Below are 26,647 nucleotides of genomic sequence, written 5' to 3' on the forward strand. Positions count from 1 at the left end.
AGTCACGGGGAGGTGCCTTCACGATGGCACAGGCGTACATGCTCATCCAGACCGAGGTCGGCATGGCCGAGGCGGTCACCAAGGCCGTGTCCGGGATCGACGGCGTCGTCCGTGTCGACACCGTGACCGGCCCGTACGACGTGGTCGTGCTCACCGAGGCGTCCACCGGCGATCCGCTCGGGCACGCGGTGGTGAGTAGAGTCCAGCGGGTGGCGGGCATAACCCGCACGCTGACCTGTTCGATCCTCAAGCTCTGAGGGGGCGCCCGGTGGGCGAGTCGAGGCTTCCCGCGGTCATCGCGACCGTGGTGGCGGTGCCGGTGGCGGCCGTGGCGGGGGTGCTCGTCTACAACGCGATGGCCCCTGTCGCCGAGGAGCACTCCGACCTGGTGCAGGCGGACCTGTCGCCGGTCACGGTCGCCGTGCCCGAGCTGACCGAGGACGACGCCGTGATCTGCCTGGCCCTGACGGCGACCGCGCCGGAGGCGGCCGGGGGCCTGGACGCGCGGCCCGTCGAGGGCGGTGCGGGCGCCGCGGAGTCGGTGCTCGCGTACGGCGACCCGGCGGTGGTGGCGACCTGCGGGGCCGCGCCCGTGGAGGTCGCGGACACCGACGCGGTCTACAAGCTCAACGGCGTCTGCTGGTACTCCGACGAGGCGGGCGTGGAGTGGACGACCCTGGACCGGCAGGTCCCGGTCGGCGTGAGCGTCCCCGCGGAGCACGAGCAGCCGGTAGATGTGCTGAACGACCTGTCGACGGTGATCGCCGAGAAGGTCCCGGCCGCCGAGGACGCGCCGACCGGGTGCGCGTGAGCCGCGCGCTCGACCGCGGCTTCTTCGCCCGGGACTCGGTGGTCGTGGCCCCGGAGCTGCTGGGCTGCATCGTGACCGCGAACGGCGTCTCGGTACGGCTGACGGAGGTCGAGGCGTACCGCGAGGACGACCCGGCCTCGCACTCCTTCCGCGGGCCGACGGCGCGGACGAAGGTGATGTTCGGGCCCGCGGGGTTCCTGTACGTGTACTTCACGTACGGCATGCACTTCTGCGCGAACCTGGTGTGCGGCGCCGACGGCGCCGGCGCGGCGGTCCTGCTGCGCGCCGGGGAGGTCGTCGACGGGGCGCCGGTCGCCCAGGGGCGGCGCGGCGAGAACGTCGCGGAGCGGGACCTCGCGCGCGGGCCCGCGCGGCTCGCGCAGGCGATGGGCTGGGGCCGCGACGACGACGGCCGCGACATGGTCGGCGCCGTCAGCCGCGGCGAGCCGGTCGCATCGCTCGCCGGGCCGCGCACCGGGATCACGAAGGCCGCGGACACCGCTTGGCGCTTCTGGATCCCGGGCGACCGCTACGTGTCCCCGTACAAGCGCCACCCGAAAGCCCCTGCGGCCGAAGAGGACTGAGGGCGCGCCGCGCAGGCGGCGGGCCGAGGGCGGCCCCTCCCAGGGTGGGAGGGAAAGCACCCGCCCGCCCTGGGTGCCGGTCCAAGGGTCGCCCCCGGGTCCGACGAAAACGCGTGCTCCGCCGCGCAAGAGCGGCGAATCTCACTCCAGGCGCACGTCGAAGTACGGCGAGCGCATCAGGTCGCGGAAGGCCTCCAGGGCGCCGTCGTCGAGGTGGATCTCGGAGTTCCTGCCGCCGTTGGAGTCCGCGGGCGTCTCGAAGTAGACGATCGCCTTCAGGCGCGGGTAGTGCGCCATCTGGTACCGCGCGGCCTGGAAGACCGCGGCCTGGTGGTCGGGGTAGTCCTCCTCGTGGAACACGCCCCATTCGGCGAGCATCATCGGCTTGGCCGGATGCTCCTTCGCGACCCAGTGGTAGAACCCGGGCCAGGCGGTGTCGCCCTTGGTCTGGTCGACGATCTCCCCGAAGTCGGAGCGCCCGTCGTCGTGGAGCGACTGGCCGTAGCCCGACAGGCCGATCCAGTCGACCACGTCGTCGCCCGGGTACAGCTGGTCGTGCCAGGGCTTCTCGACCCACTTGAGGTAGCCCATGTAGTTCATGACGGACACGAGGTTGTCGACGCCGTGCGCGCGCAGCCGCTCCACCACGTACCGGAACATCGCCGCGTAGTCGGAGGCCTCCATCCCCGAGCCCTCCCGCTGCACCACGTCGTTCTCGGGCTCGTGGTGGACGGTGAAGAAGAACGGCCTGTCGAAGTTCGCGGTGATGTGCTCGGCGAGCCGGTCCAGGTACGCGTCGGTCTCCGGGTCGCCCGCGGCGATCTCGGCCCAGTTCGCCATCTGCGGCTTCCAGTTGATGAACAGCGTCCGCGGGTTGGCCGGGTCCTCGGTGAGCGCGATCTGCGCGGGCGTCGGGAACACGCGGTCGTCGCCGCGCTCGTACGCGTGGTAGATCTGCTGCGTGTGCTGCACGCGCTCCTCGAAGGCGAGCAGCTCGTCCTCCTTGACGCGGCTGGTGTGCGCCGCGGGCGCGACGCCGACGAGCGCGCCGCATGTCGGCACCAGCTTGTCCCCCGTGGAGCAGACGCTCAGCTGGTCCTCCGACTGGCCCGACTCCGGCAGCGGCTCGGTCGGGTCGGCGGCGGGCATGCCCGGGACGCCCGTGGGATCGGTCGTCGGGGCCGGTGATCCGGCCGGGTCCATCGGCGCGGTGGGGACCGTGCCGTCTGTGGGCGCGGGCGATCCGCTCGGCGTCTCGCTCGGCAATCCGCTCGGTGATGCGGACGGCGACTGCGACGGCGCATCGGAAGGCAGGACCGGCGGGGCCGACGTGGCCGGGCCGGTCGGGGCCGGAGCGGTCGGCGGGAGCGGGCCGGTCGGCGTGTCCGGTTCGGAGACCGTGCGCAGCGCCGGGCCCGTGTTGTACTCGGCGCCTTCGAGTTCGAGGTAGGCCTTGCGGTCGGGGCTGGTGATCGCGAAGCCGTAGCGGCCGGGCGCGTTGATCGCGCCGGTGACGTCGAAGACGATCTCGGTGGTGGAGGAGTTCACCTCGACGGCGTCCCAGACCGTGCCGTACGGCGGCGCGGTGGCGGCCGTCAGCGAGCACAGGCAGCTCACCGGGTGGACGGAGGCGACCTCGACGGTCATGCCCTCAGAGTCCGGCGGCACAGCGATCGGCAGGCGCAGCTCCGCGGTGTGCGAGGGGCGGACCGTGGTCTCGTCCACGGCGAACTGGAGGTGGGCGACGGCGATGCCGAGGTCGTCGGAGTAGCCGACGGGCAGCACCGACGGCGCGTCGGGCGCGCGGCCCTCGACGCCCGTGGCGGTGAAGGACGCCGCGAGGGGCCGGTGGTCGACCGTGCCCTGCCCGCCCTCCCAGGCCTCGCGGATCGGCTCGCCGAAGCGGCCGTCCCCCGAGCCCACGCCGTAGCCGACGACGAAACCCGCCAGGACCAGCGGAAGGACCGCGAGGACGGTCACGATGCCGCGGCCGGTCGCGAGCGGAAGCCGCTGCCGGGACTCGGAGCCGCCCATGGTCCACCTTCTTCCGTCCAATGTGATCCGGACTCAATATTGCGAATCACCATATTAGCGAACAAATTGGTTTCTACTCGTCTCCTCTCGCAAACACAACCCCCGTCGCGCGCGCCGCGCGCCGCGCCCGTCACCTCGGGCACGCGTCGCTCGTTACTCATTCGAGATCCCTAGAACCAGAAAGGGCTTCGCGTTGAGGACCCCTGCCGCCCGCACACTCGCCGACTACGGCGTCATCGTCCGCCGCTCCTGGTGGCTCGTCGCCGGGACCGCCGCCGCGGCGCTCGCCGCCGGCGTCGCCTACACCGAGCTGAGCCCGGAGGTGTACGAGTCGACGGCCGCGGTCCTGGTCCTGCCGACCGCCAGTGACACCGCCGTCCAGGGGGCGCGCACCGCCGGACAGGTCAATCTGGACACCGAGGCGCAGCTCGTCAAGTCCACCGAGGTCGCCGACGCGGCCGCCGACGCGCTCGGCGCGGGCCCGGCCGACGACCTCGTCTCGCACGTGTCCGTGACCGTGCCGCCGAACACCGCGGTCCTGGAGATCAGCTTCCAGGCCGGGAGCCCGGAGGCCGCGCAGGAGGGCTCCGTCGCGTTCAGCGAGGCGTACCTCGCGCACCGGCTCGCCGGGGCCACCGCCTCGCTCGACCGCGAGACCGCCGCCGCGAACGTCGAGCTGGAGACCGTCAACGGCGAGATCGCCGCCGCGGAGGACCGGCTCGACGGCATGGACTCCGGCGACGGCGGGCGCTCCGGGCTCGAATCGGACCTGGAGGACCTCCAGAGCCGCGCCGCGGAGCTGGAGACCGAGATCGCCGGGCTCCAAGCGCAGACCGAGGCCGTGGCGCCCGGGCGCGTCATCAACGCCGCATCGCTGCCGCAGGCGCCGATCAGCCCGAACGCGATGTTCAACCTCGCCGCTGCTCTCGGGGCCGGCCTGCCGCTGGGCCTCATGCTCGCGTGGGCCCGGCACCGCCTGGCCCGCAAGGTGTCCTACCCGGCCGACCTCGTCGACCGGTGCGAACTCGACGTCGTCGCCTCCGTGCCTCCGGCCGTGAAGTTCCAGCGCCGCGAGGTCTTCGGGGCCTACAGCCCCGGCGGGCGCGTCTTCGCGCAGCTGCGCAACATCGTCGCCTCGCAGCTCACCCACGACCAGCGCGTCATCGTCGTCGCGGGGATCGCGCCCGGCCCGGCCGCGAGCGTCGTCGCCGCGAACCTCGCCACCGCGATGGCCCGCGCGGGCGACCGCGTCACGGCCGTGGCCGCGAACCCGAGCACCACCGTGGGCCTGCCCGAGCTGTTCGGCACCGACCCGGTCCCGGGCCTCGCCGACGCGTGGTCGGGCCGCATCGATCTGACCGAGGCCGTGCAGGCCGCGCCGCGGCAGCCGAGCCTGTCGGTCATCGGCCCCGGCGCCGCCGCCAGGGCCACCGGGCCCACGAGCGAGGCCGCCGCCGAGACGTTCGCGAAGCTCGCCGAGGCGGGCCGGTTCGTCGTCGTGGACGCGCCGCCGCTGTCGTGCTCCGCGGACGCGCAGCTCCTCGCCGGGCACGCCGACGCCGTGATCCTCGCCGTCCAGTCCCAGCGGGACGCCATCAGCGAGACCGCGGCCGCCGCGGTCGCCATGCGGCAGATCGACACGCCGCTGCTGGGCGCGGTCCTGCTCCCGGCCGTGCTCGGGCCGATGAACACCGTGCCGCTGCCGACCGCGCGCCGCGAACTCGGCGGGCGGCGCACGCCGACCGCCGACGAGACGCCGACCGACTCGCTCGAACCCGTCGAAGGGGACGCGTCGACCGAGGTGATCCCGGCCGTGCCGTCGGCGGCCCCGGCCGCCGAGCCCCGATGACGCTGCTCGCGGCCGTCCGCACGGCCGACCGCAGCGGAGCAGAGGAAGCACGGGGGCGCGAGGGCGCGTCGCTGACGTGGCTGCTCGCGGCCTACCCGCTGTGGTGGGCGCTGGGGCTCGGGGTCCTCGCGATCCCGTTCGTCGCGGCCGTCGCCGCCGTGAAGCTGGTGCGCCGCAGGTCGATCGCGGTGCCGCCCGCGTTCGGGTGGTGGCTGCTGTTCCTGCTCGCAGTGGTCCTCAGCCTCGCGAACCTCGGCGTGGACCCGCCCGGGGTCGTCCCCGAGACGTTCCTGTCGAGCCTGCCGGGCGCGACCTACCGGTTCGGGTTCTACTGCTGCTGCACGCTCATCGCCCTGTGGGCGTACAACCTCGTCGTCGAAGGGAAGCTCGGCCGCACGCACCTGATCCGGCTCCTCGCGTGGCTGTTCGCGGTCACCGTCGCGGGCGGGCTGCTCGGCACGTTCTTCGGCGGCTTCGAGTACACGTCCCCGGTGGAGGCGCTGCTGCCGCAGGCCGTCGCGAAGGACGGGTTCGTGCAGTCGCTGGTCCACCCGCAGGCCGCGCAGACCATGGACTTCCTCGGCTACGAGACGCCGCGCCCGGCCGCCCCGTGGGGCTACACGAACACGTGGGGCAACAACTTCGCGATCACCGCCGTCTGGTTCGTCGTCGCCGCGTTCTGCGCGCCAGTGAAGACGAAGTGGCGCGTCGCGGCCGTGGTGCTCCTGGCGGTCTCGCTGGTGCCCGCGGTCTACTCGATGAACCGCGGCCTGTGGCTGGGCCTCGCGGCGGTCGCGGTCTTCACCGCGCTGCGGCTCCTGGTGTCCGGCAGGCCCGGCGGGATGCTCGCGCTCGGCGGCGCCGGGTGCGCGGCCGTGCTCCTCGTCGTCCTCACTCCCTTGGGGACCGTGGTGCAGGCGCGCATGGACAACGGCCACTCCGACGAGGGCCGGGCGTTCTCCTCCGAGCGCGCCACCGAACTGGTCATGGCCCACTCGCCGGTCCTCGGGTTCGGGTCCACGCGCAAGACCCTCGGGTCCGGCGAGTCGATCGCCGTCGGCCCGACGCCCGAGTGCCCGCGCTGCGGCGGGCGGACCCTCGGCGGCAACGGCCAGCTGTGGCAGGTCATGTTCGCGCACGGCATCGCCGGCACGGTCGCGTACCTCGGGTTCGCGCTCGCGGTCCTGTGGCGCTTCAGATCCGACCACTCCCCGGTCGGCATCGCCGGAAGCGCCGTCGTCGCGTTCTCGCTGCTGACGATGTTCTACTACAACGCCCTCGTGACGCCGCTCCTGCTCACCCTGCTCAGCTACGTCCTCCTCGCCGCCAACAGAACCACCGCGCCCGCTGCCCAGGGCCCAGAGACGGAGAACCGATGAGTCGAGCACTGAAGACCGCCGACGACCTGCGACGGCGGGCGACGTACCTCGCCGAGGTCGTCGACCAGCTGTATCCCGGGGGCGCGGCCGCCGACGCGCCCGCAAGGCCGTACATCGTCGTGCCCGGACGGCGCAGGCCCCGCGTCCTCATCCCGGCCGCCGACCGGAAGGTCGCCGCCGCGGCCCTCGCCCGGTACGCGCGCCCGGCCGCGCGCGGCGCCCGACTCAAGCGCGACGCCGCGGTCCTGGCGCTGCGCCTGGGCCTGGACCGGATGCTCCTGCCGCACCGCGTGAAAGTCGGCGGCGCTGAGGGGATCGACGACCACCTCGCGGCGGTCCTCGGCCACGACGTGCACCTGAGCATCCACATCGGGCCGGCGCGGGCGAACCGCAAGCCGGTGCTCCAGATCCTCGACGGGGACGCGAACACCGTCGCGTTCGCGAAGCTCGGCGTCAACGCGCTCACCAGGGAGCTCGTGGACGCCGAGACCGCCGCGATCAAGCGCCTCAGCGAGTTCTGCGACCTGAAGCTGGTGCAGGTGCCGCGGCTCCTGCACGCCGGGAACTGGAACGGCCACAACCTGATGGTCACCTCCGCGCTCCCGGCGTGGGAGGCGCCCGCCGACCTCGGGCCCGCGCGCCGCAGCGCCGCCATGCGCGAGCTCGCCGACGCGTGCGGCACCAGCCGGTTCCCGCTCGGCGAGTCCGACTACGCCGCGCGGCTGCGCCTGCGGCTCAAGGCCCTCACCGACCGCGGCGAGCCCGACGCCGACACGCTCCAGACCGCCGGGGAGACGCTCCTGGACCGGTACGGGTCCACGACGATGACGTTCGGCGCCTGGCACGGCGACTGGGCCCCGTGGAACATGCGCGAGACCCCCGACCGGATCTGCCTGTGGGACCTGGAGCGGTTCGAGACCGGCGTCCCCTACGGCTTCGACGCGGCCCACTACCGGCTCCAGGACGACATCGTCACCAAGGCCGCGGACCCGACCACGGCCGTCCTCGGGCTCGTCGCCGACGCGCCGCAGATCCTGGCCCCCATGGGGGTCGCGCCCGGCGAGGCCGAGCCGACCGCGCTGCTGTACCTCGTGGACCTCGCCGCCCGCTACATGGGCGACCAGGCCGAGCGCGCGGGCGCCGCGCTCGGGGCGCTGGGCCGCTGGCTCCTGCCGACCCTGCTGCGCCACATCGCCCGCCAGCGGACCGCGCAGGCCGGCTCCACCGACGGAACCTGTTGAGCGGCAAGGAAGCACCATGAGCCAGCGGACACTGCGCGAGCGCATCCCGACCCAGTTGAAGGCCGTCGTCGGCCACTCGTCGCGCACATTCGGGCGCCTGACGGCCTCCTCGCGGATGCTGCCGGGCCTGCTCGTGTGCGGCGGCCAGCGCTGCGGCACCACGTCCCTGTACCGGGCCTTGGCCCAGCACCCGGCGATCCTGAAGCCGGTGCTCCACAAGGGCGTCCACTACTTCGACACGAACTACCGGCGCGGCCCGGCGTGGTACCGCGGGCACTTCCCGACGCAGGGCGCGGCGGCGCGGATCGCCGACCGGACCGGGCTCGCGCCGGTCGCGTTCGAATCGAGCCCGTACTACCTGTACCACCCGCTCGCGGCCGAGCGCTTCGCGCGGGACCTGCCCGGCGTCAAGGTGATCGTGCTCGTGCGCGACCCGGTCGAGCGGGCCTGGTCGCACCACGCGCACGAGGTGGCGCGCGGGTTCGAGCCGATCGCGGACTTCGCGGAGGCCGTGGAGGCCGAGTCCGCGCGCCTCGACGGCGTCGAGGAGCGGCTCCGGGCCGACCCGTCGCTGTACAGCTTCGACCACCAGCACCACGCGTACACCGCGCGCGGCCAGTACACGGACTTCCTGGAGCCGCTCGCGGAGCACGTGGGCCGGGACCGGGTGCTCGTGCTCGACTCGGGCGAGTTCTTCACGCGGCCCGACGACGCGTTCGAGCGGGTCCTGCGGTTCCTGGGCCTGCCGTGGATCGGGGACTTCCAGTTCGCGCGCCACAACGCGCGGGGGCGGCCCTCGCCGATGTCCCCGGAGCTGCGCGAGCTCCTGACGGAGCATTACGGGCCGTACGACGAGCGGCTCGCGGAATGGCTTGGGGGCGTGCCGAGTTGGCGGCGCTGACCGCGCAAGGCGCTGCGCAGGAGGCCGCCGGGCGCGAGGAGTTGCGCGGCACCGCGCGCGGGGGCCTCGCGAACCTCGTGGGGGCCGCGGTCTCCGGGCTCGGGGGCCTGGCCGTCACGTGGCTCGCGGCCGTGGCGCTGTCCCCCGCGGAGGCGGGCGCGTTCTTCGCGGCGACCTCGGTGTTCATGCTCGCGGGCGCGCTCGCGCGGCTGGGGACGCCGACCGGGCTCGTGTACTGGGTCGCGCGGCTGCACCGGAACGGGCGGGACGCGGCCGTCGGGTCGGTCCTGCGCCTGGGGCTGTGGCCCGCGGCGATCGCGTCGTTCGCGGCGGCCCTGGTGCTGCTCCTGACGGCCGAGCTGTTCGCGCGCCCGGACCTGGTGCGGCTGCTCGCGGTGTTCATCCCCGCGTCGGTGGCGATGGAGTCGCTGCTCGCGGCGACCCGCGGGTACCGGCTCATGGGGCCGTCGGTGGTCATCGACAAGCTCGGCCGCACGGTCGCGCAGCTCGCGGGGCTCGGAGCGATCGCGCTGGCGGGCACGGCGACCGCGCAGTGGATCACGTTCGCGTGGGTGCTGCCGTACCTGCCCGCGGCGCTGGCGGCGGGCTGGTACCTGCTGCGGCGCCACCGGGCGGCGGCGGTGGACCCGGCGTTCCCCGACCGGGTGTCGGGGCGGGCGTTCTGGGGGTTCACGGCCCCGCGGGCGGCGGCGAGCGTCGCGCAGCTGGGGTTGCAGCGCCTCGACATCATCATGGTCGCGGCGCTCGCGGGGCTCGGGGCGGCGGCGGTGTACACGGTGGCGACGCGGTTCGTGATCGTCGGGCAGATGGCCTCGGGCGCGGTGGGCCAGTCGGTGCAGCCGCGCGCGGCGGCGGCGATGGCCGCCGGGGAGCCCGCGTCGGCGCGGGCGCTGTACCAGGAGTCGACGGCGTGGATCGTGGCCCTGACCTGGCCGGTGTACCTGGCGGTGGGGCTGCTCGCCGACTGGTACCTGCGGCTGTTCGGCGGGGAGTACGCGACGGGCGAGGCGCGGCTGGTGGTGTGGATCCTGGTGCCCGGGATGATGATCGGGGCGGCCTGCGGGGTGGTCGACTCGATGCTGTCGATGGCGGGGAAGACCTCGTGGCAGCTGATCGACGTCTCGATTTCACTCGTCGTCAATGTCGGATTGAACCTCGCGTTGATTCCCGCGATGGGGGTCGTCGGCGCGGCGATCGCGTGGTCGGCGGCCGTTCTGGTCAATAATTTGGTTCCACTCGCGCAGCTGTGGCGCGCTTTCGGGCTGCATCCGTTCGGGGCCCTGACGAGGCGGGCCCTGCTCGCGGCGGGCCTGCTGTTCGGGGCCCTGCCGCTGGCGGCGGCGCCGTTCGGGCCGCTGTGGACGCTCGCCGCCCTCGGGGCGGCGGGGGCCGCGTGGGCGGTGGCGCTCCTGCGCTACCGGGCAGGGATCTGAACGTCGAAGGGAACACCGTGGCAGCCAACTACACCGAGGTCTTCCAGGACCCGACCGCGGTCGAGAAGTACGCCGAGCGCACGTACGCGCCGGGGACGTTCTCGTCGATCGTGTCGAGCCGCCAGACCGGGTGGCTGCGCGGGTTCGTGCCGCACGCGTTCGCCATGCCGCCGGTGCACCACGACTTCGCGTGCGGCACGGGCCGGGTGGCGCGGATGCTCGCGGGCCTGGTGTCGGTGTCGCACGGGTACGACACGTCGGAGGCGATGCTCCAGAAGGGCCGCGAGCTGGGCACGCCCGGGCACGCGCACCTGGTGGCGCCGGGTCTGGCGGTGCCCGAGCCCGACGAGACGCGCCAGCGCCTGGTGACGGCGTTCCGGTTCGTGCTCAACGTGGACCTGCATCTGCGGGACCAGCTCATGGACTTCGCGTCGGCGGCGCTGCCGGACGCGGACTCGGGGCTGCTGCTGGTCGAGAACCACGGGAACGCGTCGTCGCTGCGGCACCTGCGCAAGACGTTCGGGCGCCTGGACGCGCACACGTGGTTCCAGGAGCTGTCGCACGAGGAGATGCGGGAGCTGTTCGACCGGCACGGGTTCGAGCTGGTCGGCATGCAGGGCTTCACGATGTTCACGCAGGGCTGCTACCGGGCGCTGTGGGCGTGGGCGTCGAAGGCCGCCGACGCGGCGCTGTGCTCGCCGATGTCGAAGTGGGCCACCGACGTCGTGTACATCGCGCGGCGGCGCTAGCACGGGCCTCTGGGGGCGTTTCAGGGCCTTCTGCGGCGGTCCTGCGCGGCCTCGGCGAGGAGCCGGGCGGCTTCGGGGAGGTCGTCGCGCAGGTACCTGCGGACGAGGCGGCGCGGCTCGGAGCACATGCGGAACAGCCATTCGGTGCCGGTGCGCTGCATCCACTTCGGGGCGCGGCGCCGGTATCCGGCGATGAAGTCGATGCTCGCGCCGCAGCCGAGGAACCAGGTCTGCGGCGCGGTGGCGCGCAGGCGGACGGAGACGAGTTCCTGCTTGGGGAAGCCGAGGCCGACGTAGACGAGGTCGGGCGCGGCGGCGGCGAGGCGCTCGGCGAGGTCGTTCCAGAGGGCGGCGTCGCGGTCGAAGCCCATGGGCGGGCACCAGGCGCCGACGACTTTCAGTCCCGGGTAGCGGGTTTCGAGGACCCGGGCGGCGCGCTCGGTGGGGCGCGCGGCGTCATCGGGGGTGCCGCCGAGGAGCGCGACGCGCAGGCCCCGCTGCGCGGCGGCTTCGGCGAGGCTCCAGACGAGGTCCGATCCGGCGACGCGCTCGGGCAGGGGCGTCCCGGCGACGCGGGAGGCCCACACGAGCGGTGCGCCGTCGGCGGTGACGAGGTCCGCGGCGCCGACGACCGCGCGCAGGGCGCGGGAGCGGCGCGCGGCCGCGAGGATGTCGACGTTCGGGGTGACGATGTGCCCGCCGCGGCCGGCCTCGATCGCGTCGAGCACGCGGGCGACCGCCGCAGCCCCGGTGACCGGGTCGATGCCGATGCCGCCCATGCGGATCCGTGTCGAAGTCCTGCCATCCGCACCGTCGGCGCGCGCAGGGCCCAAGCGCTCCATGACATCAGACGCTAAGGCCCCGCGGGCGGTTTTCCGGGATTTTTCGCCGCAGGGCGTGTCCCCGACCCCACCTCGGCTCGTTATAGGAGTCGACAGGGGGCAACGAGGGTGAGCGAGGGTTCAGTGAGCTGGAGAACGGCCGAGCAGTCCGAGCAGTCCGAGAACCGCGTGAAAGTGGTCTTCATCGGCGGCCTGGGCCGCAGCGGCACCACGCTCCTGGAGCGGCTGCTGGGACAGCTCCCGGGGGTCGTCCCGCTCGGGGAGATCACCCACCTGTGGGAGCGGGACCTGGTCGGGAACGAGATGTGCGCGTGCGGCGCGACGTTCTCGCACTGCGAGTTCTGGCAGCGGATCGGGCAGCGGGCGTTCGGGTCCTGGGAGGACGTGGACGTCGAGCGGCTGAATGCGCTGAAGGCCACGGTGGACCGGACCAGGCACATCCCGGCGCTCGCGTCCAAAAAGCTCGCCCCGGCGCAGCACCAGCTCGTCGCGGAGTACGCCGAGTACTTCGAGAAGATCTACTCGGCCGCCGCGAAGGACACGCGCGCGCAGGTCGTCGTCGACTCCTCCAAGCACGCGTCGCTGGCGTACTGCCTGCGGTGGTCGCCGAAGATCGACCTGCGGGTGATGCACGTGGTGCGCGACTCGCGGGGCGTCGCGTACTCGTGGACGAAGCAGGTGAGGCGGCCCGAGTCCCCCACCGGGGACCAGATGACCCGCTACTCCCCCGCGAAGGCCGCGATGCTGTGGAACGCGCAGAACGCCGCGTTCAGCCTGCTCGCGCGCCGCGGGGTGCCGGTGCGGCGGGTCCGGTACGAGCGGATCATCCAGCGGCCCAGGCGCGTCATCGCCTCGCTCGCGCGGTTCTGCGGGCTCGACCTGGTCGAGTCGGACCTGAACTTCATCGGCGACGGCTGGGCGGATCTCGGCCCGAGCCACTCGGCGGCCGGGAACCCGATGCGGTTCACCGTGGGCCGCATCCCGATCCGGCCCGACGAGGCGTGGACCGAGGACCTGCCCGACGGGACGCGGCGGATGGTGTCGACGCTGACGCGCCCGCTCCTGGGCCGGTACGGCTATCTCGCCGAAGACGAGGCACCCTTGGAGGAACCCGCCCTTGAAGAGGTGAGCGCACGTGACTGACTGGCCCTCAGTCGGAGTCGTGATCCCGACGCACGACCGCCCGCAGCAGGTGCGCGCGGCCCTGCGCTCGGTCCTGACCCAGTTCTACCCCGGCGACCTGGAAGTGGTCGTGGTCTTCGACCGCGCCAAACCCACCGGCGACCTCGCCGACGACGGCGACCGGCCGGTCCGGGAGGTCAAGAACGAGCGCACCCCGGGCCTCGCGGGCGCCCGCAACACCGGGATCACCGCGCTGGACACCGAGCTCGTGGCGTTCCTCGACGACGACGACGAATGGCTCCCCGGGAAGCTCGCCGCGCAGGTGGCGGCCCTGGGCACCGAGGCGGAGCTGTGCACCACCGCGATCGAGGTCGACTACCGCGGCAGGCGGAACGCGCGGCTCGCGCAGCAGTCGACGGTGCGGCACGCGGACCTGCTCAGGTCCCGCATGATGATGCTCCACTCCTCGACGTTCCTGTTCCGCCGCTCGGCGCTCCTGGGCGGGCTCGGGCTCGTCGCCGAGGACGCGCCCGGCAGCCAGAACGAGGACTGGGACATGCTCCTGCGGGCGTCCCGGCGCCGGCCGATCGCGCACGTGGACACGCCGTACGCGCTCGTCAACTGGGCCGGGTCGCACTTCGAGACCCGCTGGGACACCAAGATCTCGTCGCTGCGGTGGATCCTCGACCGGCACCCGGAGATCCACGGCAGCCCCGAGGGCGCCGCGCGCGTCTACGGGCAGATCGCCTGCTGGCACGCGGCCATCGGCGACCGCAAGGAGGCGCTGCGGTGGGCGCTGCGCGCCACGAAGGCGAACCCGGGCGAGCCGCGCGCGGCCGTCGCGGCGGCGGCAGCGGCGGGCATCGTCGGCGTCCCCGCGGTCATGGCGGCGCTCCACAGGAGAGGCCGCGGCATCTGACCTGGTCAACGCTTGGGCTTCGCCCAGCGGCCGAGCTTGTTCTCCTTTACGAAGTCGGGAAACTCAGTACCGTTGCAGGGTAGTCGCATCCCCGAGTCCGCCAATGCATTGACGAGATTGCACAGCTGGACCTCGGTCGCGCCTCCGACACGCCACACCTCCGCCAGGAGCCACAGGGTGCCGTGCACCTCACCGTGATGCTGAAGCGCCACCCGCTTGGCGGCCTGGTCATCCACGAGTGCAGTCACATTCAATTCTGCAGCGACTGCCATCACGCTGGCCTCGCCGAGATCCCTGTCATTCTGCGAGCCGAACATTGTGGTCCAGCGGACGAAACTCGTCAATCGTTCAACACTGGAGTCCATCCGTTGGAACGAGATCCACTCCTGGCCGGCGACAGCCTCCAGCTGTGGGTACTTCACTGCTCCGCGGCGGATCTCGTCCAATACGACCGTGGTCGAGTAGCAGGGCACCCCACTGACATAATGGCCCAGTACATCTATCCTGTCGGCGATTGCAAAATGACTCAGGCAGGTCGTATCGAAGACAAGTCCGTTGATGTCGAGGCTCAGCGCCACTGGCCCATGACCTCGCTCACTTCAGGGAGCTGGTCCTTGTCGATTTGACCCCGCATCATTTCAATCGCTCGTACCGCGGAGATCTTCGCCTGCGAATACGCCTGCATTATCGCGTGAGCGACTTGCGGGGAGACGACTACGTTCTCAAGATCGGGCTGCGGTGCCCAACCGAGTGCGTCCATGAACTCCGCATGCGTGGGCGAGAGTCCCGCCCAGTCCTTGGCATCACGTTCGGCGATCGCTTGGGCCTCTACTCCCTGACGGATCGCCAAGGACCACGACACTTTGTATCGAGCCGCGAGCTCGACCAGATCGGCTCGTTTGAGCCCGCCTGGGTAGTTGCTGAAGACGGCCGTCGGCAGCAGGAATTCGGACGCGAACGCGTCTATCACCGCTTCACGTTCCTGTCGCGATGCATGTACTCCGATGTCAGTGCTGTACTCGTCGCCCAGGAGGACATGCCCCAGCTCGTGGGCTGCAGTGGCTCTCCGGCGGCCGAGGTCAGACTGACGGTTGAGAATCGCTACCGCGAAATCGCCCTCGTTCAGGCTCGCCCCCTCGTCGTTCCTCCCCCCGGTCAGTCTGATGACCGCGTAGAAGAGCCCGACCTGTTCAGCGGGACGCATGAGCGTGGAGATCTCATCAGTGCCCAACTGGAGCCGGGAGCGGAGCCATCGAGCCGCCTCACGGCCTTCTTCGGGTGAGCCTTGACTTCCCTGATACCGAAGCGGGCGAGTCGCTTTAAGCATGTGCAGATCGATCAACTGCTTGACGTCGTCGCGCCAGGAGACCAGGGCGGTCTGCAGTCGGAACATCGCCGTCTCATCGCGTGTGGTTTCTTCGGCGACCAATCCGCTGCGTCGGGAGATGATCTCCGGAGGGTCCTCAAGCAGCTGATTCAAGGGCACCCCCAACGCTCGCCCGAGATGCGCCAGTTCCATTCCGTCGATCCTTCGCTCACCGCGCTCGATCTTCGAGATCGCACTCCGGTCGTCGAGTCCGATCTTGGAGGCAAGCTCAGCCTGGGTCAACCCGCCCGCCACCCGAGCACGGCGTACCCGTTCGCCGATCGCAGCCCACTCATCAAGCTTCATGGAGCGATATTCGCACATCTTGGCCTCTGAGACCAGCGACACACGAGTTCGATGCGGAACTTTTACAAGAATAATCTCTGGTGACTAGCCACTAGATCGCTGATGTGGTATTGCAGCGACGTTCTTTTCACGCCGCACTCGGTTACGGGAACGGCCCCGGAACCGCGCGGTTCCGGGGCCGTTCGCCTTGTCGCTGCAAGCAGGTGCTAGCCCTTCTTGCGGAGCTCCTCTTCGTTGCGGTGCAGGTCGTCGAGACCGCCGCACATGAAGAACGCCTGCTCGGGGAAGTGGTCGTACTCGCCCTCGGCGATCTTCTTGAAGGCCTCGACCGTCTCCTTGACGGGGACGAACGAGCCCTCGACGCCGGTGAACTGCTTCGCCGCGAACGTGTTCTGCGACAGGAAGCGCTCGATGCGGCGCGCCCGGCCCACGACGAGGCGGTCCTCTTCGGACAGCTCGTCCATGCCGAGGATCGCGATGATGTCCTGAAGCTCGTTGTACTTCTGGAGGATCTGCTTCACCGTCGAGGCGACCGCGTAGTGCTCGGCGCCGACGACCTCGGGCTCCAGGATGCGGGAGTTCGAGGCCAGCGGGTCGATCGCGGGGTAGATGCCCTTGTCGGAGATCTTCCGCTCCAGGTTCGTCGTCGCGTCCAAGTGGGTGAACGCGGTGAACGGCGCCGGGTCGGTGTAGTCGTCCGCCGGGACGTACACGGCCTGCATCGAGGTGATGGCCTTGCCGCGCAGCGAGGTGATGCGCTCCTGGAGCTCACCCATCTCGTCGGCGAGAGTCGGCTGGTAGCCCACGGCCGAGGGCATGCGGCCCAGCAGCGCGGAGGTCTCCGAACCGGCCTGCGTGAACCGGAAGATGTTGTCGATGAAGAGCAGCACCTCCTGGTTCTTGACGTCGCGGAAGTACTCGGCCATCGTCAGGGCCGACAGGGCGACGCGCAGACGCACGCCCGGCGGCTCGTCCATCTGGCCGTAGACCAGCGAGGTCTTCTCCAGGACTCCGGCCTCGGCCATTTCGGCGATGAGGTCGTTGCCCTCACGGGTGCGCTCGCCGACACCGGCGAACACCGACGAACCGCCGAAGTTCTGGGCGACGCGGATGATCATCTCCTGGATGAGCACCGTCTTGCCCACGCCGGCGCCGCCGAACAGGCCGATCTTGCCGCCCTTGACGTACGGGGCGAGCAGGTCGATGGCCTTGATGCCGGTCTCCAGCATCTCGGTCTTCGGCTCCAGCTGCGCGAACGCCGGGGCGTGGCGGTGGATCTCCCAGTAGTCGTCGGCTTCGAGCGTCTGGCCCTCTTCGAGGTTCAGGCACTCGCCGAGGACGTTGAAGACCTTGCCCTTGATGCCGTCGCCGACCGGGACCTTGATCTGCGAGCCGGTGTCGCGGACCTCGGCGCCGCGGACGAGGCCGTCCGTCGGCGCCATGCAGATGCCGCGGATCCGGCTGTCGCCCAGGTGCTGGGCCACTTCCAGGGTCAGCGTCTTCGGGCTCTCGCCGTAGGTCACGTCAACGTGGAGTGCGTTGAAGATCGCCGGAATGGCGTTTCGCGGGAACTCGACGTCGACGACGGGCCCGATGACCCGTACGACGCGCCCCACTCCTTGGGTGTCAGTCATCGTTACTCTCTTCCTGCGGCGGAAAGGGCACTAGCCCCGCCCACGATTTCGCTGATCTCCTGCGTGATCGCCGCCTGCCGCGCCGCGTTCGCGCTCCGCCGCAGGGTCTTGATCAATTCATCGGCATTGTCGGAAGCCGCCTTCATGGCCCGACGCTTGGACGCCAGCTCGCTGGCCGCCGCATCGATCAACGCCGCGTAGATGCGGGTCGTCAGATACTTCGGCAGCAGCGCGTCGAGCAGCGCCTCCGGGTTCGGCTCGAACTCGTAGTCCGGGAGGAGGATGTGCTCGTCGAGCTCCTCTTCCTCCACCTCTTCGACTTCGAGGGGAGCCAGTTGCCGCGGCTCGGGGGTCTGTGTCAGCAGCGAGACGAACTTGGTGTGGACGATGTGCAGCTCGTCGACCCCAAGGATACCGTCGGCACCCGCGTCGTCACCATCGTCGTCGGCGCCGGACATGAACGCCGCGAGCAGCGTCCTGGTGATCTCCTGCGCGTCCGAGACCTTCGGGAGCTGGGAGAACCCGGTCCACGACTGCTGGATCGCCCGGGAGCGGAACCGGTAGTAGTCCACACCCCTGCGGCCGGCCACGTACAGGACCGGGACCTTGCCTTCCTCGGACAGGCGCGAGATCAGCTGCTCGGCGGTGCGGATGGCGTTCGCGTTGTACGCGCCGCACATCCCCTTGTCGGCAGTGATCACGAGCACGCCCGCGCGGCGGACGTTCGCCCGCGGCTGGAGCAGCGGGTGGTTGATCGACGCGTTCGACGCCAGGGACGTCATCACGCTCGTCATCGCCCGCGCGTACGGCAGTGAAGCCGCGACCCGCTCCTGCGCCTTGGAGATCCGGCTGGTGGCGACCAGCTCCTGCGCCTTGGTGATCTTCTTGATGGACTGGGTCGACTTCAGCCGCTTACGCAAGGTACGAAGCTGCGCTGACATGGCTAACCCTTCTTGACGCGCTTGACGGTCTCGACGTCGACGTCGCCCTCAAGGGCGTCCTCGGCGATGTCGGTCACGTGCAGGTCGTCGACGTTGGCCTTGAACATCTGCTTGAACTTGGCGACGGCGCGCTTGAGGGTGTCCTCGATGTCGCCCGCGACCTTGTCCTTGCCCGCGTTGAGCTGGGCGACGACGTCCTTGTGGTTGGCGCGCATGTAGGTCAGGAACTCGCTCTCGAACCGGCGCACCTCCCCGACGGGGATGTCGTCGAGCTCGCCCGCGGTGCCGGCCCAGATCGAGATGGTCTCCTCGCCCATGGGGAGCGGCGCGGCCACGCCCTGCTTGAGGAGCTCGACCATGCGCAGACCGCGGTCCAGCTGCGCGCGGGACGCGGCGTCCAGGTCGGACGCGAAGGCCGCGAAGGCCTCCAGGTCGCGGTACTGGGCCAGGTCCAGACGCAGCGAGCCCGCGACCGAGCGCATGCCCTTGGTCTGGGCGGCGCCGCCGACTCGGGACACCGACGTGCCGACGTTGATCGCCGGGCGCACGCCCGAGTTGAACAGGCCCTCTTCGAGGAAGACCTGGCCGTCGGTGATCGAGATGACGTTGGTCGGGATGAACTGCGAGATGTCGCCGGCCTTGGTCTCGATGATCGGCAGACCGGTCAGCGAGCCCGCGCCCAGCTCGTCGGAGAGCTTCGCGCAGCGCTCCAGCAGGCGGGAGTGCAGGTAGAAGACGTCACCGGGGAAGGCCTCGCGGCCCGGGGGACGACGCAGCAGCAGCGACACGGTGCGGTACGCCTCGGCCTGCTTCGACAGGTCGTCGAAGACGATGAGGACGTGCTTGCCGCCGTACATCCAGTGCTGGCCGATGGCCGAACCGGTGTAGGGGGCCAGGTACTTCAGGCCCGCCGGCTCGTCGGCGTTCGCCGCGACGATGGTGGTGTACTCCATCGCCCCGTGCTCTTCGAGCATGCCCTTGATGCCCGCGACGGTCGAGCCCTTCTGGCCGATCGCGACGTAGATGCAGCGCAGCTGCTTGTTCGGGTCGCCGGACTCCCAGTTCGCGCGCTGGTTGATGATCGTGTCGATCGCGACCTGCGTCTTGCCGGTCTTGCGGTCGCCGATGATCAGCTGGCGCTGGCCGCGGCCGATGGGGGTCATCGAGTCGATGGCCTTGATGCCGGTCTCGACCGGCTCGGACACCGACTGGCGGTTGATGACGTTCGGGGCCTGGGCTTCGAGCTCGCGCTCGCCCTCGGCCTCGATCGGTCCGAGGTCGTCGATGGGGTTGCCCAGGGCGTCGACGACGCGGCCCAGGAACTTGTCGCCGACCGGCACCGAGAGGACCTTGCCGGTCCGCTTGACGGGCTGGCCCTCGCCGACCTTGGTCGGGTCGCCGAGGAGCACGGCGCCGATCTCGCGCACGTCGAGGTTCAGGGCCAGGCCCATCACGCCGCCCTCGAACTCCAGGAGCTCGTTGGCCATGGCGGACGGGAGGCCCTCGACGACGGCGATGCCGTCGCCGGCGCTGGTGACGGTACCGACCTCTTCGCGGGTGATCTCCGGCCGGTACGACGAGACGTACGCGTCGAGCGCGTTGCGGATCTCGTCAGAGGAGATGGTCAATTCAGCCATCTGAACGTTTCCCTTTCTGTTGCTACCGGCTGGATCAGCGTCCGGCCAAGGCTTGGCGGGCTTCGTCGAGGCGGCGCGAGACGGAGCCGTCCCACAGGTCCGAGCCGACTTGCACCCGGATGCCCCCGACGATCGCGGGGTCGACGGTGACCTTGAGCGCCACCGGGCGGCCGTAGACGAGGGTGAGCTTGGCGCCGAGCTGGCGCTCGCCGTTCTCGTCGAGCGGCCTGGCCACGGTCACGTAGGCCACGGACTCGTCGCGGGCCGCCGCGGCGGTCTCGACCAGGTAGGCCAGCGAGGCGTGGAAGCTGCGCCCGCCGATGCCGTGGCATGCGGCGGCCGCGAGCTTCACCGTCACCGGCTCGGCCTTGCCGTCGAGCAGCCGCTCGGTGAGCTCGGCCCGGCCCTTGGGGTCGGTGCCGGTGGCGCCGAGGACCGAGGCGAGCTCGGCGTCGCCGTCGACGAGCCGTCCGAAGCGGAACAGCTGGTCTTCGACGTTCGCCAGGCTGCCGTCCTTGGCGGCGGCGAGCAGCAGCGCCTCGACGGCGAGCTGCTCGGTGCCGTCCACCAGTTCGGACGGGCTGCTCCAGCGGCCGCGCACCAGGGCGGCGACCACGTCAGCGGCGGTGTCGCCGACTTGACCGGCGAGGAGCCCGCGGAGCAGGCCCTCGCGGTCGTCCGCCTCGCGGGCGGGGTCGGACAGGGCGCGACGCAGCCGAGGCTGGTCGACGAGGAACCGCGTCACTCCCAGCAGCTGATCGCCGCACTCGGTGAGCTGCCCGGCCGAGGAGCCGGAGGCGGCGGCCTCCAGCACGGCCCGGCCGGCCTCGATGCTTTCGCGTCCAGTCGTCGACATCAGCGCGCTCCGCTCGTCTCGGCCGTGTCGTCCGCGATCTCGGCCAGGAACTGGTCGACGGTCGCGGTCGTGTCGGCGTCGCCGGCGAGGCGCTGGCCGATGATCTTCCCGGCCAGGTCGACCGCCAGGTTCCCGACCTCGCTGCGCAGCTCGCGGACGAGCTGCTGGCGCGAGGCCTCGACCTGGGCGTGCCCGGCCGCGATGATCCGGTTGGACTCCTCGCGGGCGGAGACGAGGATCTCCTCCTTGGCGGCCACGGCGTCGGCGCGGGCCTCGTCGCGGATCGCGGCGGCCTCCTCCTGCGCTGCGGCGAGCTTCCGGCGGTATTCCTCCAGCGTCTGGTTGGCCTCTTCCTGAGCCCGCTCAGCGCGCTCGATGCCGCCTTCGATCGCGTCCACCCGTGCCTCGAACGTCTTCTCCATGCGGGGGAAGACGAACTTGATGAGCACGAAGCACAGCAGACCGAAAGCGATGGCCCCGATCAGCATTTCCTGCCAGATCGGGAAGAGGATCCCGGCCCCTCCTTCGGCGGCGTGAATCATGATGACTCCCTTGAAGGGTTACTAGTTGCCGCCGCCGAGGGCGAAGGCGAGGACGAGGCCGAACAGCGCGAGCACCTCGACGAGGGCAAAGCCCATGAACAGCATCGGGCGGGTGATGCCGGCCGATTCGGGCTGGCGGGCGGTGGCGGTGATCCACGCGGCGAAGATGAGGGCAACACCGATGCCGGGGCCGATCGCAGCGAGGCCGTAACCGATGACGTTGACGGAGCCTTCCATCTGGCTTTCTCCTAGGTGTCAGCGTGGCGTGACCGTCACGCGCACGATGTTGTTCAATTGCGAAATCTCTGGGTGAGGGGTGGAAGCTTCGGGGAGCTCTAGTGCTCTTCCGCGAGGGACCCCTGGATGTACATGCCCGTCAGGAGCGTGAAGACGTACGCCTGGAGCAGGATGACGATAAGCTCGAAGAGGGTCATCGCGATGCCCATGCCGAACGAGAAGATCGACAGGCCCTGGATGAAGAAGTTGCTGGAGTTGAGCATCTCGAACCCGCCGAGGATGAACACCAGCAGGATGAGGTGGCCCGCGAACATGTTCGCGAAGAGCCGCAGGGCCAGGGTGACCGGGCGCAGGATGATGTTCTGGAGGATCTCGATCGGGATCAGCAGCGGGTAGATGAACGCCGGGGCGCCCGGGGGCACGACCGTGATCTTCAGCCACTTGCCCAGGCCGTGCTGCTTGATGCCGACCCAGACGTACATGATCCACGAGAGGATCGCCAGCATCGCCGGGAACGCGATGTGCGCGTTCGGCGAGATCTGGATGCCGGGCACGATGGCCCAGAAGTTCATGAGGACGATGAACAGGAACAGGGTCGCGAGGTACGGGGCGAACTTCACGCCGTCCTTCTTGCCCATGAGGTCGATGGCGACGGTGTTCCGGATGAAGCCGTAGGCGGACTCGGCCAGCCACTGCTTCTTGGTGGGGACGATCTGGGGCTTGCGGTAGGCCCACAGGAAGAAGACGATGAGGATCGCGACGGTCAGCCACACACCGAGCGTGATGGTGGTGAACATGTGGGCGAGCGCGGTCCCGGTGAGCCCGGAGAACCAGTCGGCAAAGTCAAAGCTGTGGATACCGGGCGGGAAGTGGGACTCCCCTTCGGCCAGCACGATGGCTGAGTCGGTCACGCGAGCCACGCCTCTCAGTCAGTGTCGGTCACAAAAAACTACGGCGACATCTGCTTGATGAGCAGGTACATCCCCGCTCCAGCACCGACCAGCATCCCTACCAGGAGCCCGACTTTGGGCAGTCCGAGCCACAGGTCGACGAGATATCCGAGACCACCCCAGACGATGATCCCGGACAGCAGATATCCCAGAGCGCGCCAGCCCATGTCCGAACCGTCGGGCTGGGGCTTGCGTTCGGGGGGTTCCATGTCGGCCATGTCGGATTGAACTCTAACAGCTACTGAGCAGGAACTGCCCAGCGGGTTCGCTGAGATGAGCGCCATCCGTGCGCAATTGTCAACCTCCACGAAACACCGCGTGTCGCATCGCAAGCGGGCGTCAAGGACGCGTCAAGACGGCTGGTCGAGCTCGATGTAAGGAATCTTGGCCTTATATGCCCAGACAGCCTGGGTCGCGAGCCACGCGACGGCGCCGCCGACGATCCCGCAGGCGAAGGGGAGCAACGCATTCGGAACCGTCGATTGGACCGTCCACAATGCAAAAAACGCGACTACGAGCTTGAACGCGTATGTGATCAAAGCCATAGGCAGGGTGAGACGCAGGTCAATCTTCTCGGCTGCTGCGACCGCTTGCACCGAGCCGGCGAAACCCAAGGCGGCCAACGCTACTCCTGCCGGAGCGCCCCACGCGCCGGGCCCGCCCGCGGTGATCCAGCCGGCGACCGCCGCGATCACCGCGGCGATCCCGGCGACGGCGAAGCACGGCTTCAGGAAGCCCCTGGCGGTCGTCACGACGGACCCTCCAGGGCCGCCGCGACGGGCTTGAGGGCCGCTTCGAGCTGGTCGGCGATCCGCGCGTACTCCGTGCGGCTCATCCCCCACGGGTCCGCCAGGTCGGCGTCCTCGTAGTCGCCGCGCCGCGCCTCGGCGAGCGCGAGGAGGGCCTTGCCGCGGGTGTGCACGTCGCCCTCGGGCAGCTCGGCCGCGGCGTCGGCGGCGATGCGGCCGAAGGTGCGCACGAGGAAGGTCTTCCCGGCGGCCTCGGGGTAGGACTCGGCGATGAACTCGGCGTGCCCGGCCGTGGCGACGAGGATCAGGTCCGAGGCCGCGACGTGGGCGCGGACGAGGTGCCGGGCGCCGTGCCCGGCGGACTCGTAGCCGCGGTCCTCCAGTTCGCGCGCGGAGAACGGCTGCATGTCGTCGCCCTCGTGCCACGACGAGGTCCCGGCACCGTGGTTGTACACGGCGTCGCCGGTGAGGCCGTCGAGGATGCGCTCGGACATGGGCGACCGGCAGATGTTGCCGGTGCACACGTGGAGGACCGAGAAGGGCGCGCTCACGCGGAGCTCTCCTCGGCGGGGGCGTCGTCGGCGGCCTCGGGAGCCTCGGCGTTCTCGTCCTGCTCCTGGTCCTCGGGGCGCTGGCCGGGGCCGTAGCCGTCGCGGTCGAGCGTGTCGGGGACGATCTTGCGGATCTGCTCCAGGGTCAGGGCGCCCTCGCGCAGCAGCTGCGGCGGGTGCGCCACGCAGTCGACGATCGTCGAGGGCAGGTTGTCCTCGCTGGGCCCGGCCTCCAGGTACACGGAGACGTCGGAGCCGAGCTGGGCCTTCGCGTCGGTGGCGGTCTCGGCCGGGGGCTGGCCGGTCTTGTTCGCGGAGGACACGGCCATGGGGCCGGTCTCCTTGAGCAGCTCGATCGCGAGCGGGTGCAGCGGCATGCGCACCGCGACGGTGCCGTCGGTGTCGCCGAGATCCCAGGTCAGGGTCGGGGTGTAGGGCACCACGACGGTGAGCGGGCCGGGCCAGAACGCCTCGATGAGCTCCTTCGCGGAGTCGGGCACGTCGGAGGCGATGCCGTCGAGGGCGCGCTTGGAGCCCACGAGGACCGGCGGGGCCATGTCGCGCCCGCGGCCCTTGGCGGCGAGGAGCGCCTTCACGGCGGCGTGGTTGAACGCGTCACAGCCGATCCCGTAGACGGTGTCGGTGGGGATGACGACCAGGCGGCCGCCGGTGACGGCGCGCGCGGCGGACTTGATGCCGGTGGCGCGGTCCTTGATCTTCCTGCAATTGAACAGCCTCACGGCAGCAAGCCTAGCCTTCCCGTAGCGAACCTCGGCCGGCCGGCGAGGTCGTCGTGGTCCTCCGCATCGGTGAATCCGCTGACACGGAGGATCTCCGGCGCCACCGTGCCGTGGGTGTCGTCGTGCTCGAACCCGAACCACCCGCCGGGCTTGAGCCACTTCGCGGCGCGCACGGCGAGCGGCTGGATGACCGCGAGCCCGGCCTCGGCGGCGTAGACGGCCCCCGACGGGTCGAATTCGACCTCGGGGGCCACTTCGATCTCGAACGGCACGTACGGCGGGTTCGCGGTGACGAGGTCGGCGAGGCCGTCGAGCTCGTTCAGGGTGGAGGCGGCGGTCGCGTCGGCGAGCACGGGCACCGCGTTCGTGCCTTCGAGGTTCGATTCGAGCCATTCGAAGGCGTCGGGGTCGACCTCGACGGCCCAGACGCGGGCGTCGGGCCGCTCGGTGGCGATCGAGTACGCGACGGCGCCGGAGCCGGAGCACGCGTCGATGACGGTGCCGCCCTCCGGCAAGTGGGCGAGCGCCCAGTCCACGAGGAGCTCGGTCTCGGGCCGGGGCACGAACACGCCGGGGCCGACCGCGAGCTCGCCGTAGCGGAACGCGGCCGAGCCGGTGAGGTGCTGGAGCGGCTCGCGGGCGGCGCGGCGCGCCACGAGCGCGTCGAACTCGGCGCGCTGCCGCTCGTCGGGCCCGTCGGCGATGAGCAGCTGCGCGCGGGTGAGCCCCGAGACGTGGGCGGCGAGCAGCTCGGCGTCGTTCCGCGGCGAGTGGACGCCGGCCGCCGCGAGCAGCGTCGCGGCGGCGGCCACGGTGTCAGTCCAGGTCGTCACTCAGAACCGCGCGCCATGCGCTCGGCGCGGTCGGCTGCGGCGAGGGCGTCGAGGACCTCGTCGAGGGCGCCGTCCATGACCTGGTCGAGGTTGTACGCGGTGAAGCCGACGCGGTGGTCGGTGAGCCGGTTCTGCGGGAAGTTGTACGTGCGGATGCGCTCGGACCGGTCGGCGGTGCGCACCTGCGAGAGCCGCGCGGCCCCGGCCGCGGCGGCGGCCTCCTCCTGCTGCTTCGCGAGCAGGCGGGCGCGCAGGACCTTGATCGCCGCCTCCTTGTTCTGGAGCTGGCTCTTCTCGTTCTGCGAGGTGACGACGACGCCGGTGGGCACGTGCGTGAGGCGCACCGCGGAGTCGGTGGTGTTGACCGACTGGCCGCCGGGCCCGGAGGACCGGTACACGTCGACCCGCACGTCGTTCATGTTCAGCTCGAAGTCGACCTCCTCGGCCTCGGGCATGACGACGACCGCGGCCGCGGAGGTGTGGACGCGGCCCTGCGACTCGGTCACGGGCACGCGCTGCACGCGGTGCACGCCGCCCTCGAACTTCATGCGGGACCACACGCCGTTGCCGCCTTCGGGGTTCCCCTTGGTGCGCACGGCGATCGAGGAGTCCTTGACGCCGCCGAGGTCGGTGGGCACCATTTCGAGGGTCTCCACGCCCCAGCCCATGCGCTCGAAGTAACGCAGGTACATGCGCATGAGGTCCCCGGCGAACAGGCCGGACTCCTCGCCGCCCGCGCCGGCCTTGATCTCGATGATGACGTCCTTGGCGTCGTCGGGGTCGCGCGGGACGAGCAGCTCCGCGAGCTTCTCCTCCAGCTCGGGGATGCGCTTGCGCAGCCCCTCGGCCTCCTCCGCGAAGTCGGCGTCCTCCTTCGCGAGCTCCTCGGCGGTCTCCAGGTCCTCCTTCGCCGTCGCGATGTCCTCGGCGGTCTTGGCGATCGGGGACAGCTCCGCGTAGCGGCGGCCGACCCGCCGGGCCTGCGCCGGGTCGGCGTGCAGGGCGGGGTCGCCCATCTGGACTTCGAGGTCGCGGTACTCCGCGATGAGCATTTCCAGGCGGTTGTCGGCTGCGGACGTCATCTCTGTTCCTTAAGAAAGCCTTGCAAGACATCGGACGGGACGAAAAACGCGGCGCCCGTGTCGCAGGGACACGGACGCCGCGGAGCACAGCTACTTGCCGGCCTGGGCCTTCTCGGCAGCCTTGGCGTAGCGGGCCTTGAACTTGGCCACGCGACCGCCGGTGTCGAGGATGCGCTGCTTGCCGGTGTAGAACGGGTGGCACTTGTTGCAGGTCGCAGCCTGGATCTTGCCGCTGGTCACCGTCGACCGGGTGGTGAAGCTGTTCCCGCAGGAGCAGGTCACCTCGGTGACGACGTACTCAGGGTGGATGCCCTCTTTCATGACTTCCCTTTCATATC

General features: G+C 70.7%; 29 protein-coding genes. 11 read left to right on the forward strand and 18 right to left on the reverse strand.

Translation table 11 applies throughout. The features are described 5' to 3' along the window. Positions 1 to 23: 23 nt before the first annotated feature. From B0I28_RS16405 to B0I28_RS16415, 3 genes are read left to right on the forward strand one after another with little or no spacing between them, the layout of a single operon-like run. Entirely contained in the window at positions 24 to 257 is a 234-nt protein-coding gene (locus B0I28_RS16405) for an Lrp/AsnC ligand binding domain-containing protein (RefSeq protein WP_106364925.1), read from the forward strand. A gap of 11 nt (positions 258 to 268) precedes the next feature. Continuing rightward, complete coding sequence (locus tag B0I28_RS16410) at positions 269 to 811, forward strand: DUF3515 family protein (RefSeq protein ID WP_181245818.1); 543 nt, start codon at positions 269 to 271, stop codon at positions 809 to 811. Then, positions 808 to 1,395, forward strand: a complete 588-nt coding sequence (locus B0I28_RS16415; RefSeq protein ID WP_106365149.1) for a DNA-3-methyladenine glycosylase — start codon at positions 808 to 810, stop codon at positions 1,393 to 1,395. The genes B0I28_RS16410 and B0I28_RS16415 overlap by 4 nt, the downstream gene beginning before the upstream one ends. 141 nt (positions 1,396 to 1,536) lie before the next feature. Here B0I28_RS16415 and B0I28_RS16420 read toward each other — a convergent pair whose 3' ends face one another. Continuing rightward, a complete protein-coding gene (locus B0I28_RS16420) occupies positions 1,537 to 3,429 on the reverse strand; it encodes a glycosyl hydrolase (protein ID WP_106364927.1) in 1,893 nt (630 codons plus the stop codon). Positions 3,430 to 3,622: 193 nt separating this feature from the next. Here B0I28_RS16420 and B0I28_RS16425 point away from each other — a divergent pair, with 193 nt between their 5' ends. From B0I28_RS16425 to B0I28_RS16450, 6 genes are read left to right on the forward strand one after another with little or no spacing between them, the layout of a single operon-like run. Next, entirely contained in the window at positions 3,623 to 5,278 is a 1,656-nt protein-coding gene (locus tag B0I28_RS16425) for a Wzz/FepE/Etk N-terminal domain-containing protein (RefSeq protein WP_146148132.1), read from the forward strand. Further along, the gene (locus B0I28_RS16430; protein ID WP_106364929.1) at positions 5,275 to 6,657 is read left to right on the forward strand and encodes a hypothetical protein; all 1,383 of its coding nucleotides are present in this window, start codon (positions 5,275 to 5,277) and stop codon (positions 6,655 to 6,657) included. The genes B0I28_RS16425 and B0I28_RS16430 overlap by 4 nt, the downstream gene beginning before the upstream one ends. After that, on the forward strand, positions 6,654 to 7,898 hold the full coding sequence (locus B0I28_RS16435) for a hypothetical protein (RefSeq protein WP_106364930.1): 1,245 nt from the start codon (positions 6,654 to 6,656) through the stop codon (positions 7,896 to 7,898). Before B0I28_RS16430 ends, B0I28_RS16435 begins: the two co-directional genes overlap by 4 nt. A gap of 16 nt (positions 7,899 to 7,914) precedes the next feature. Then, a complete protein-coding gene (locus tag B0I28_RS16440; protein ID WP_106364931.1) occupies positions 7,915 to 8,799 on the forward strand; it encodes a sulfotransferase family protein in 885 nt (294 codons plus the stop codon). Beyond that, complete coding sequence (locus tag B0I28_RS16445; protein ID WP_106364932.1) at positions 8,766 to 10,253, forward strand: MATE family efflux transporter; 1,488 nt, start codon at positions 8,766 to 8,768, stop codon at positions 10,251 to 10,253. Before B0I28_RS16440 ends, B0I28_RS16445 begins: the two co-directional genes overlap by 34 nt. 17 nt (positions 10,254 to 10,270) lie before the next feature. Further along, positions 10,271 to 11,002: a class I SAM-dependent methyltransferase gene (locus tag B0I28_RS16450; RefSeq protein WP_106364933.1), complete on the forward strand. Its 732-nt coding sequence runs from the start codon at positions 10,271 to 10,273 to the stop codon at positions 11,000 to 11,002. 20 nt (positions 11,003 to 11,022) lie between these two features. Here the strand turns inward: B0I28_RS16450 and B0I28_RS16455 are convergent, their stop codons facing one another. After that, entirely contained in the window at positions 11,023 to 11,781 is a 759-nt protein-coding gene (locus tag B0I28_RS16455; RefSeq protein ID WP_106364934.1) for a WecB/TagA/CpsF family glycosyltransferase, read from the reverse strand. A 186-nt stretch (positions 11,782 to 11,967) separates the two neighbouring features. On the opposite strand from B0I28_RS16455, the gene B0I28_RS16460 reads away from it, so the two are divergent. Continuing rightward, positions 11,968 to 12,987, forward strand: coding sequence for a sulfotransferase (locus tag B0I28_RS16460; RefSeq protein WP_245889007.1), 1,020 nt, complete (start codon positions 11,968 to 11,970; stop codon positions 12,985 to 12,987). Further along, positions 12,980 to 13,885: a glycosyltransferase family 2 protein gene (locus B0I28_RS16465; protein WP_106364935.1), complete on the forward strand. Its 906-nt coding sequence runs from the start codon at positions 12,980 to 12,982 to the stop codon at positions 13,883 to 13,885. The genes B0I28_RS16460 and B0I28_RS16465 overlap by 8 nt, the downstream gene beginning before the upstream one ends. Positions 13,886 to 13,890: 5 nt before the next feature. On the opposite strand, the gene B0I28_RS16470 is transcribed toward B0I28_RS16465, so the two are convergent. The 16 genes from B0I28_RS16470 to rpmE form a co-directional block, all read right to left on the reverse strand. Next, complete coding sequence (locus tag B0I28_RS16470; RefSeq protein ID WP_106364936.1) at positions 13,891 to 14,463, reverse strand: PIN domain-containing protein; 573 nt, start codon at positions 14,461 to 14,463, stop codon at positions 13,891 to 13,893. Then, a complete protein-coding gene (locus B0I28_RS16475; RefSeq protein WP_181245820.1) occupies positions 14,454 to 15,557 on the reverse strand; it encodes a helix-turn-helix domain-containing protein in 1,104 nt (367 codons plus the stop codon). Before B0I28_RS16475 ends, B0I28_RS16470 begins: the two co-directional genes overlap by 10 nt. Before the next feature lie 206 nt (positions 15,558 to 15,763). After that, positions 15,764 to 17,191, reverse strand: a complete 1,428-nt coding sequence (atpD, locus tag B0I28_RS16480) for a F0F1 ATP synthase subunit beta (protein ID WP_106364938.1) — start codon at positions 17,189 to 17,191, stop codon at positions 15,764 to 15,766. A 2-nt stretch (positions 17,192 to 17,193) separates the two neighbouring features. Further along, the gene (locus B0I28_RS16485) at positions 17,194 to 18,132 is read right to left on the reverse strand and encodes a F0F1 ATP synthase subunit gamma (protein WP_106364939.1); all 939 of its coding nucleotides are present in this window, start codon (positions 18,130 to 18,132) and stop codon (positions 17,194 to 17,196) included. A 2-nt stretch (positions 18,133 to 18,134) separates the two neighbouring features. Next, positions 18,135 to 19,769, reverse strand: a complete 1,635-nt coding sequence (atpA, locus tag B0I28_RS16490) for a F0F1 ATP synthase subunit alpha (RefSeq protein ID WP_106364940.1) — start codon at positions 19,767 to 19,769, stop codon at positions 18,135 to 18,137. Positions 19,770 to 19,803: 34 nt separating this feature from the next. Then, a complete protein-coding gene (locus tag B0I28_RS16495; protein WP_425433446.1) occupies positions 19,804 to 20,628 on the reverse strand; it encodes a F0F1 ATP synthase subunit delta in 825 nt (274 codons plus the stop codon). Next, positions 20,625 to 21,167, reverse strand: coding sequence for a F0F1 ATP synthase subunit B (locus tag B0I28_RS16500; RefSeq protein WP_106364942.1), 543 nt, complete (start codon positions 21,165 to 21,167; stop codon positions 20,625 to 20,627). Before B0I28_RS16500 ends, B0I28_RS16495 begins: the two co-directional genes overlap by 4 nt. A 21-nt stretch (positions 21,168 to 21,188) precedes the next feature. Beyond that, a complete protein-coding gene (locus B0I28_RS16505; RefSeq protein WP_106364943.1) occupies positions 21,189 to 21,404 on the reverse strand; it encodes an ATP synthase subunit c family protein in 216 nt (71 codons plus the stop codon). 98 nt (positions 21,405 to 21,502) lie between these two features. Further along, positions 21,503 to 22,315 carry a F0F1 ATP synthase subunit A gene (atpB, locus tag B0I28_RS16510; RefSeq protein WP_106364944.1) on the reverse strand — a complete coding sequence of 271 codons (813 nt, stop codon included), beginning with the start codon at positions 22,313 to 22,315 and terminating at the stop codon, positions 21,503 to 21,505. Positions 22,316 to 22,353: 38 nt separating this feature from the next. Further along, positions 22,354 to 22,572, reverse strand: a complete 219-nt coding sequence (locus B0I28_RS16515; protein ID WP_091053281.1) for an AtpZ/AtpI family protein — start codon at positions 22,570 to 22,572, stop codon at positions 22,354 to 22,356. Between the two features lie 132 nt (positions 22,573 to 22,704). Next, positions 22,705 to 23,106: a Cg1360 family ATP-synthase-associated protein gene (locus tag B0I28_RS16520; RefSeq protein ID WP_106364945.1), complete on the reverse strand. Its 402-nt coding sequence runs from the start codon at positions 23,104 to 23,106 to the stop codon at positions 22,705 to 22,707. After that, positions 23,103 to 23,654 carry an arsenate reductase/protein-tyrosine-phosphatase family protein gene (locus B0I28_RS16525; protein ID WP_245889008.1) on the reverse strand — a complete coding sequence of 184 codons (552 nt, stop codon included), beginning with the start codon at positions 23,652 to 23,654 and terminating at the stop codon, positions 23,103 to 23,105. Before B0I28_RS16525 ends, B0I28_RS16520 begins: the two co-directional genes overlap by 4 nt. Further along, positions 23,651 to 24,394, reverse strand: a complete 744-nt coding sequence (locus B0I28_RS16530; protein ID WP_106364946.1) for an L-threonylcarbamoyladenylate synthase — start codon at positions 24,392 to 24,394, stop codon at positions 23,651 to 23,653. Before B0I28_RS16530 ends, B0I28_RS16525 begins: the two co-directional genes overlap by 4 nt. Beyond that, entirely contained in the window at positions 24,391 to 25,227 is an 837-nt protein-coding gene (gene prmC, locus B0I28_RS16535) for a peptide chain release factor N(5)-glutamine methyltransferase (protein WP_106364947.1), read from the reverse strand. Before prmC ends, B0I28_RS16530 begins: the two co-directional genes overlap by 4 nt. Then, positions 25,224 to 26,309, reverse strand: a complete 1,086-nt coding sequence (gene prfA / locus B0I28_RS16540; RefSeq protein ID WP_106364948.1) for a peptide chain release factor 1 — start codon at positions 26,307 to 26,309, stop codon at positions 25,224 to 25,226. Before prfA ends, prmC begins: the two co-directional genes overlap by 4 nt. A 90-nt stretch (positions 26,310 to 26,399) precedes the next feature. Beyond that, the gene (gene rpmE / locus B0I28_RS16545) at positions 26,400 to 26,630 is read right to left on the reverse strand and encodes a 50S ribosomal protein L31 (RefSeq protein ID WP_106364949.1); all 231 of its coding nucleotides are present in this window, start codon (positions 26,628 to 26,630) and stop codon (positions 26,400 to 26,402) included. Positions 26,631 to 26,647: the final 17 nt, after the last annotated feature.

Origin of the sequence: Glycomyces artemisiae, from assembly GCF_003002955.1 — a bacterium.
In the GTDB taxonomy this organism is placed as follows: Bacteria; Actinomycetota; Actinomycetes; order Mycobacteriales; family Micromonosporaceae; genus Glycomyces; species Glycomyces artemisiae.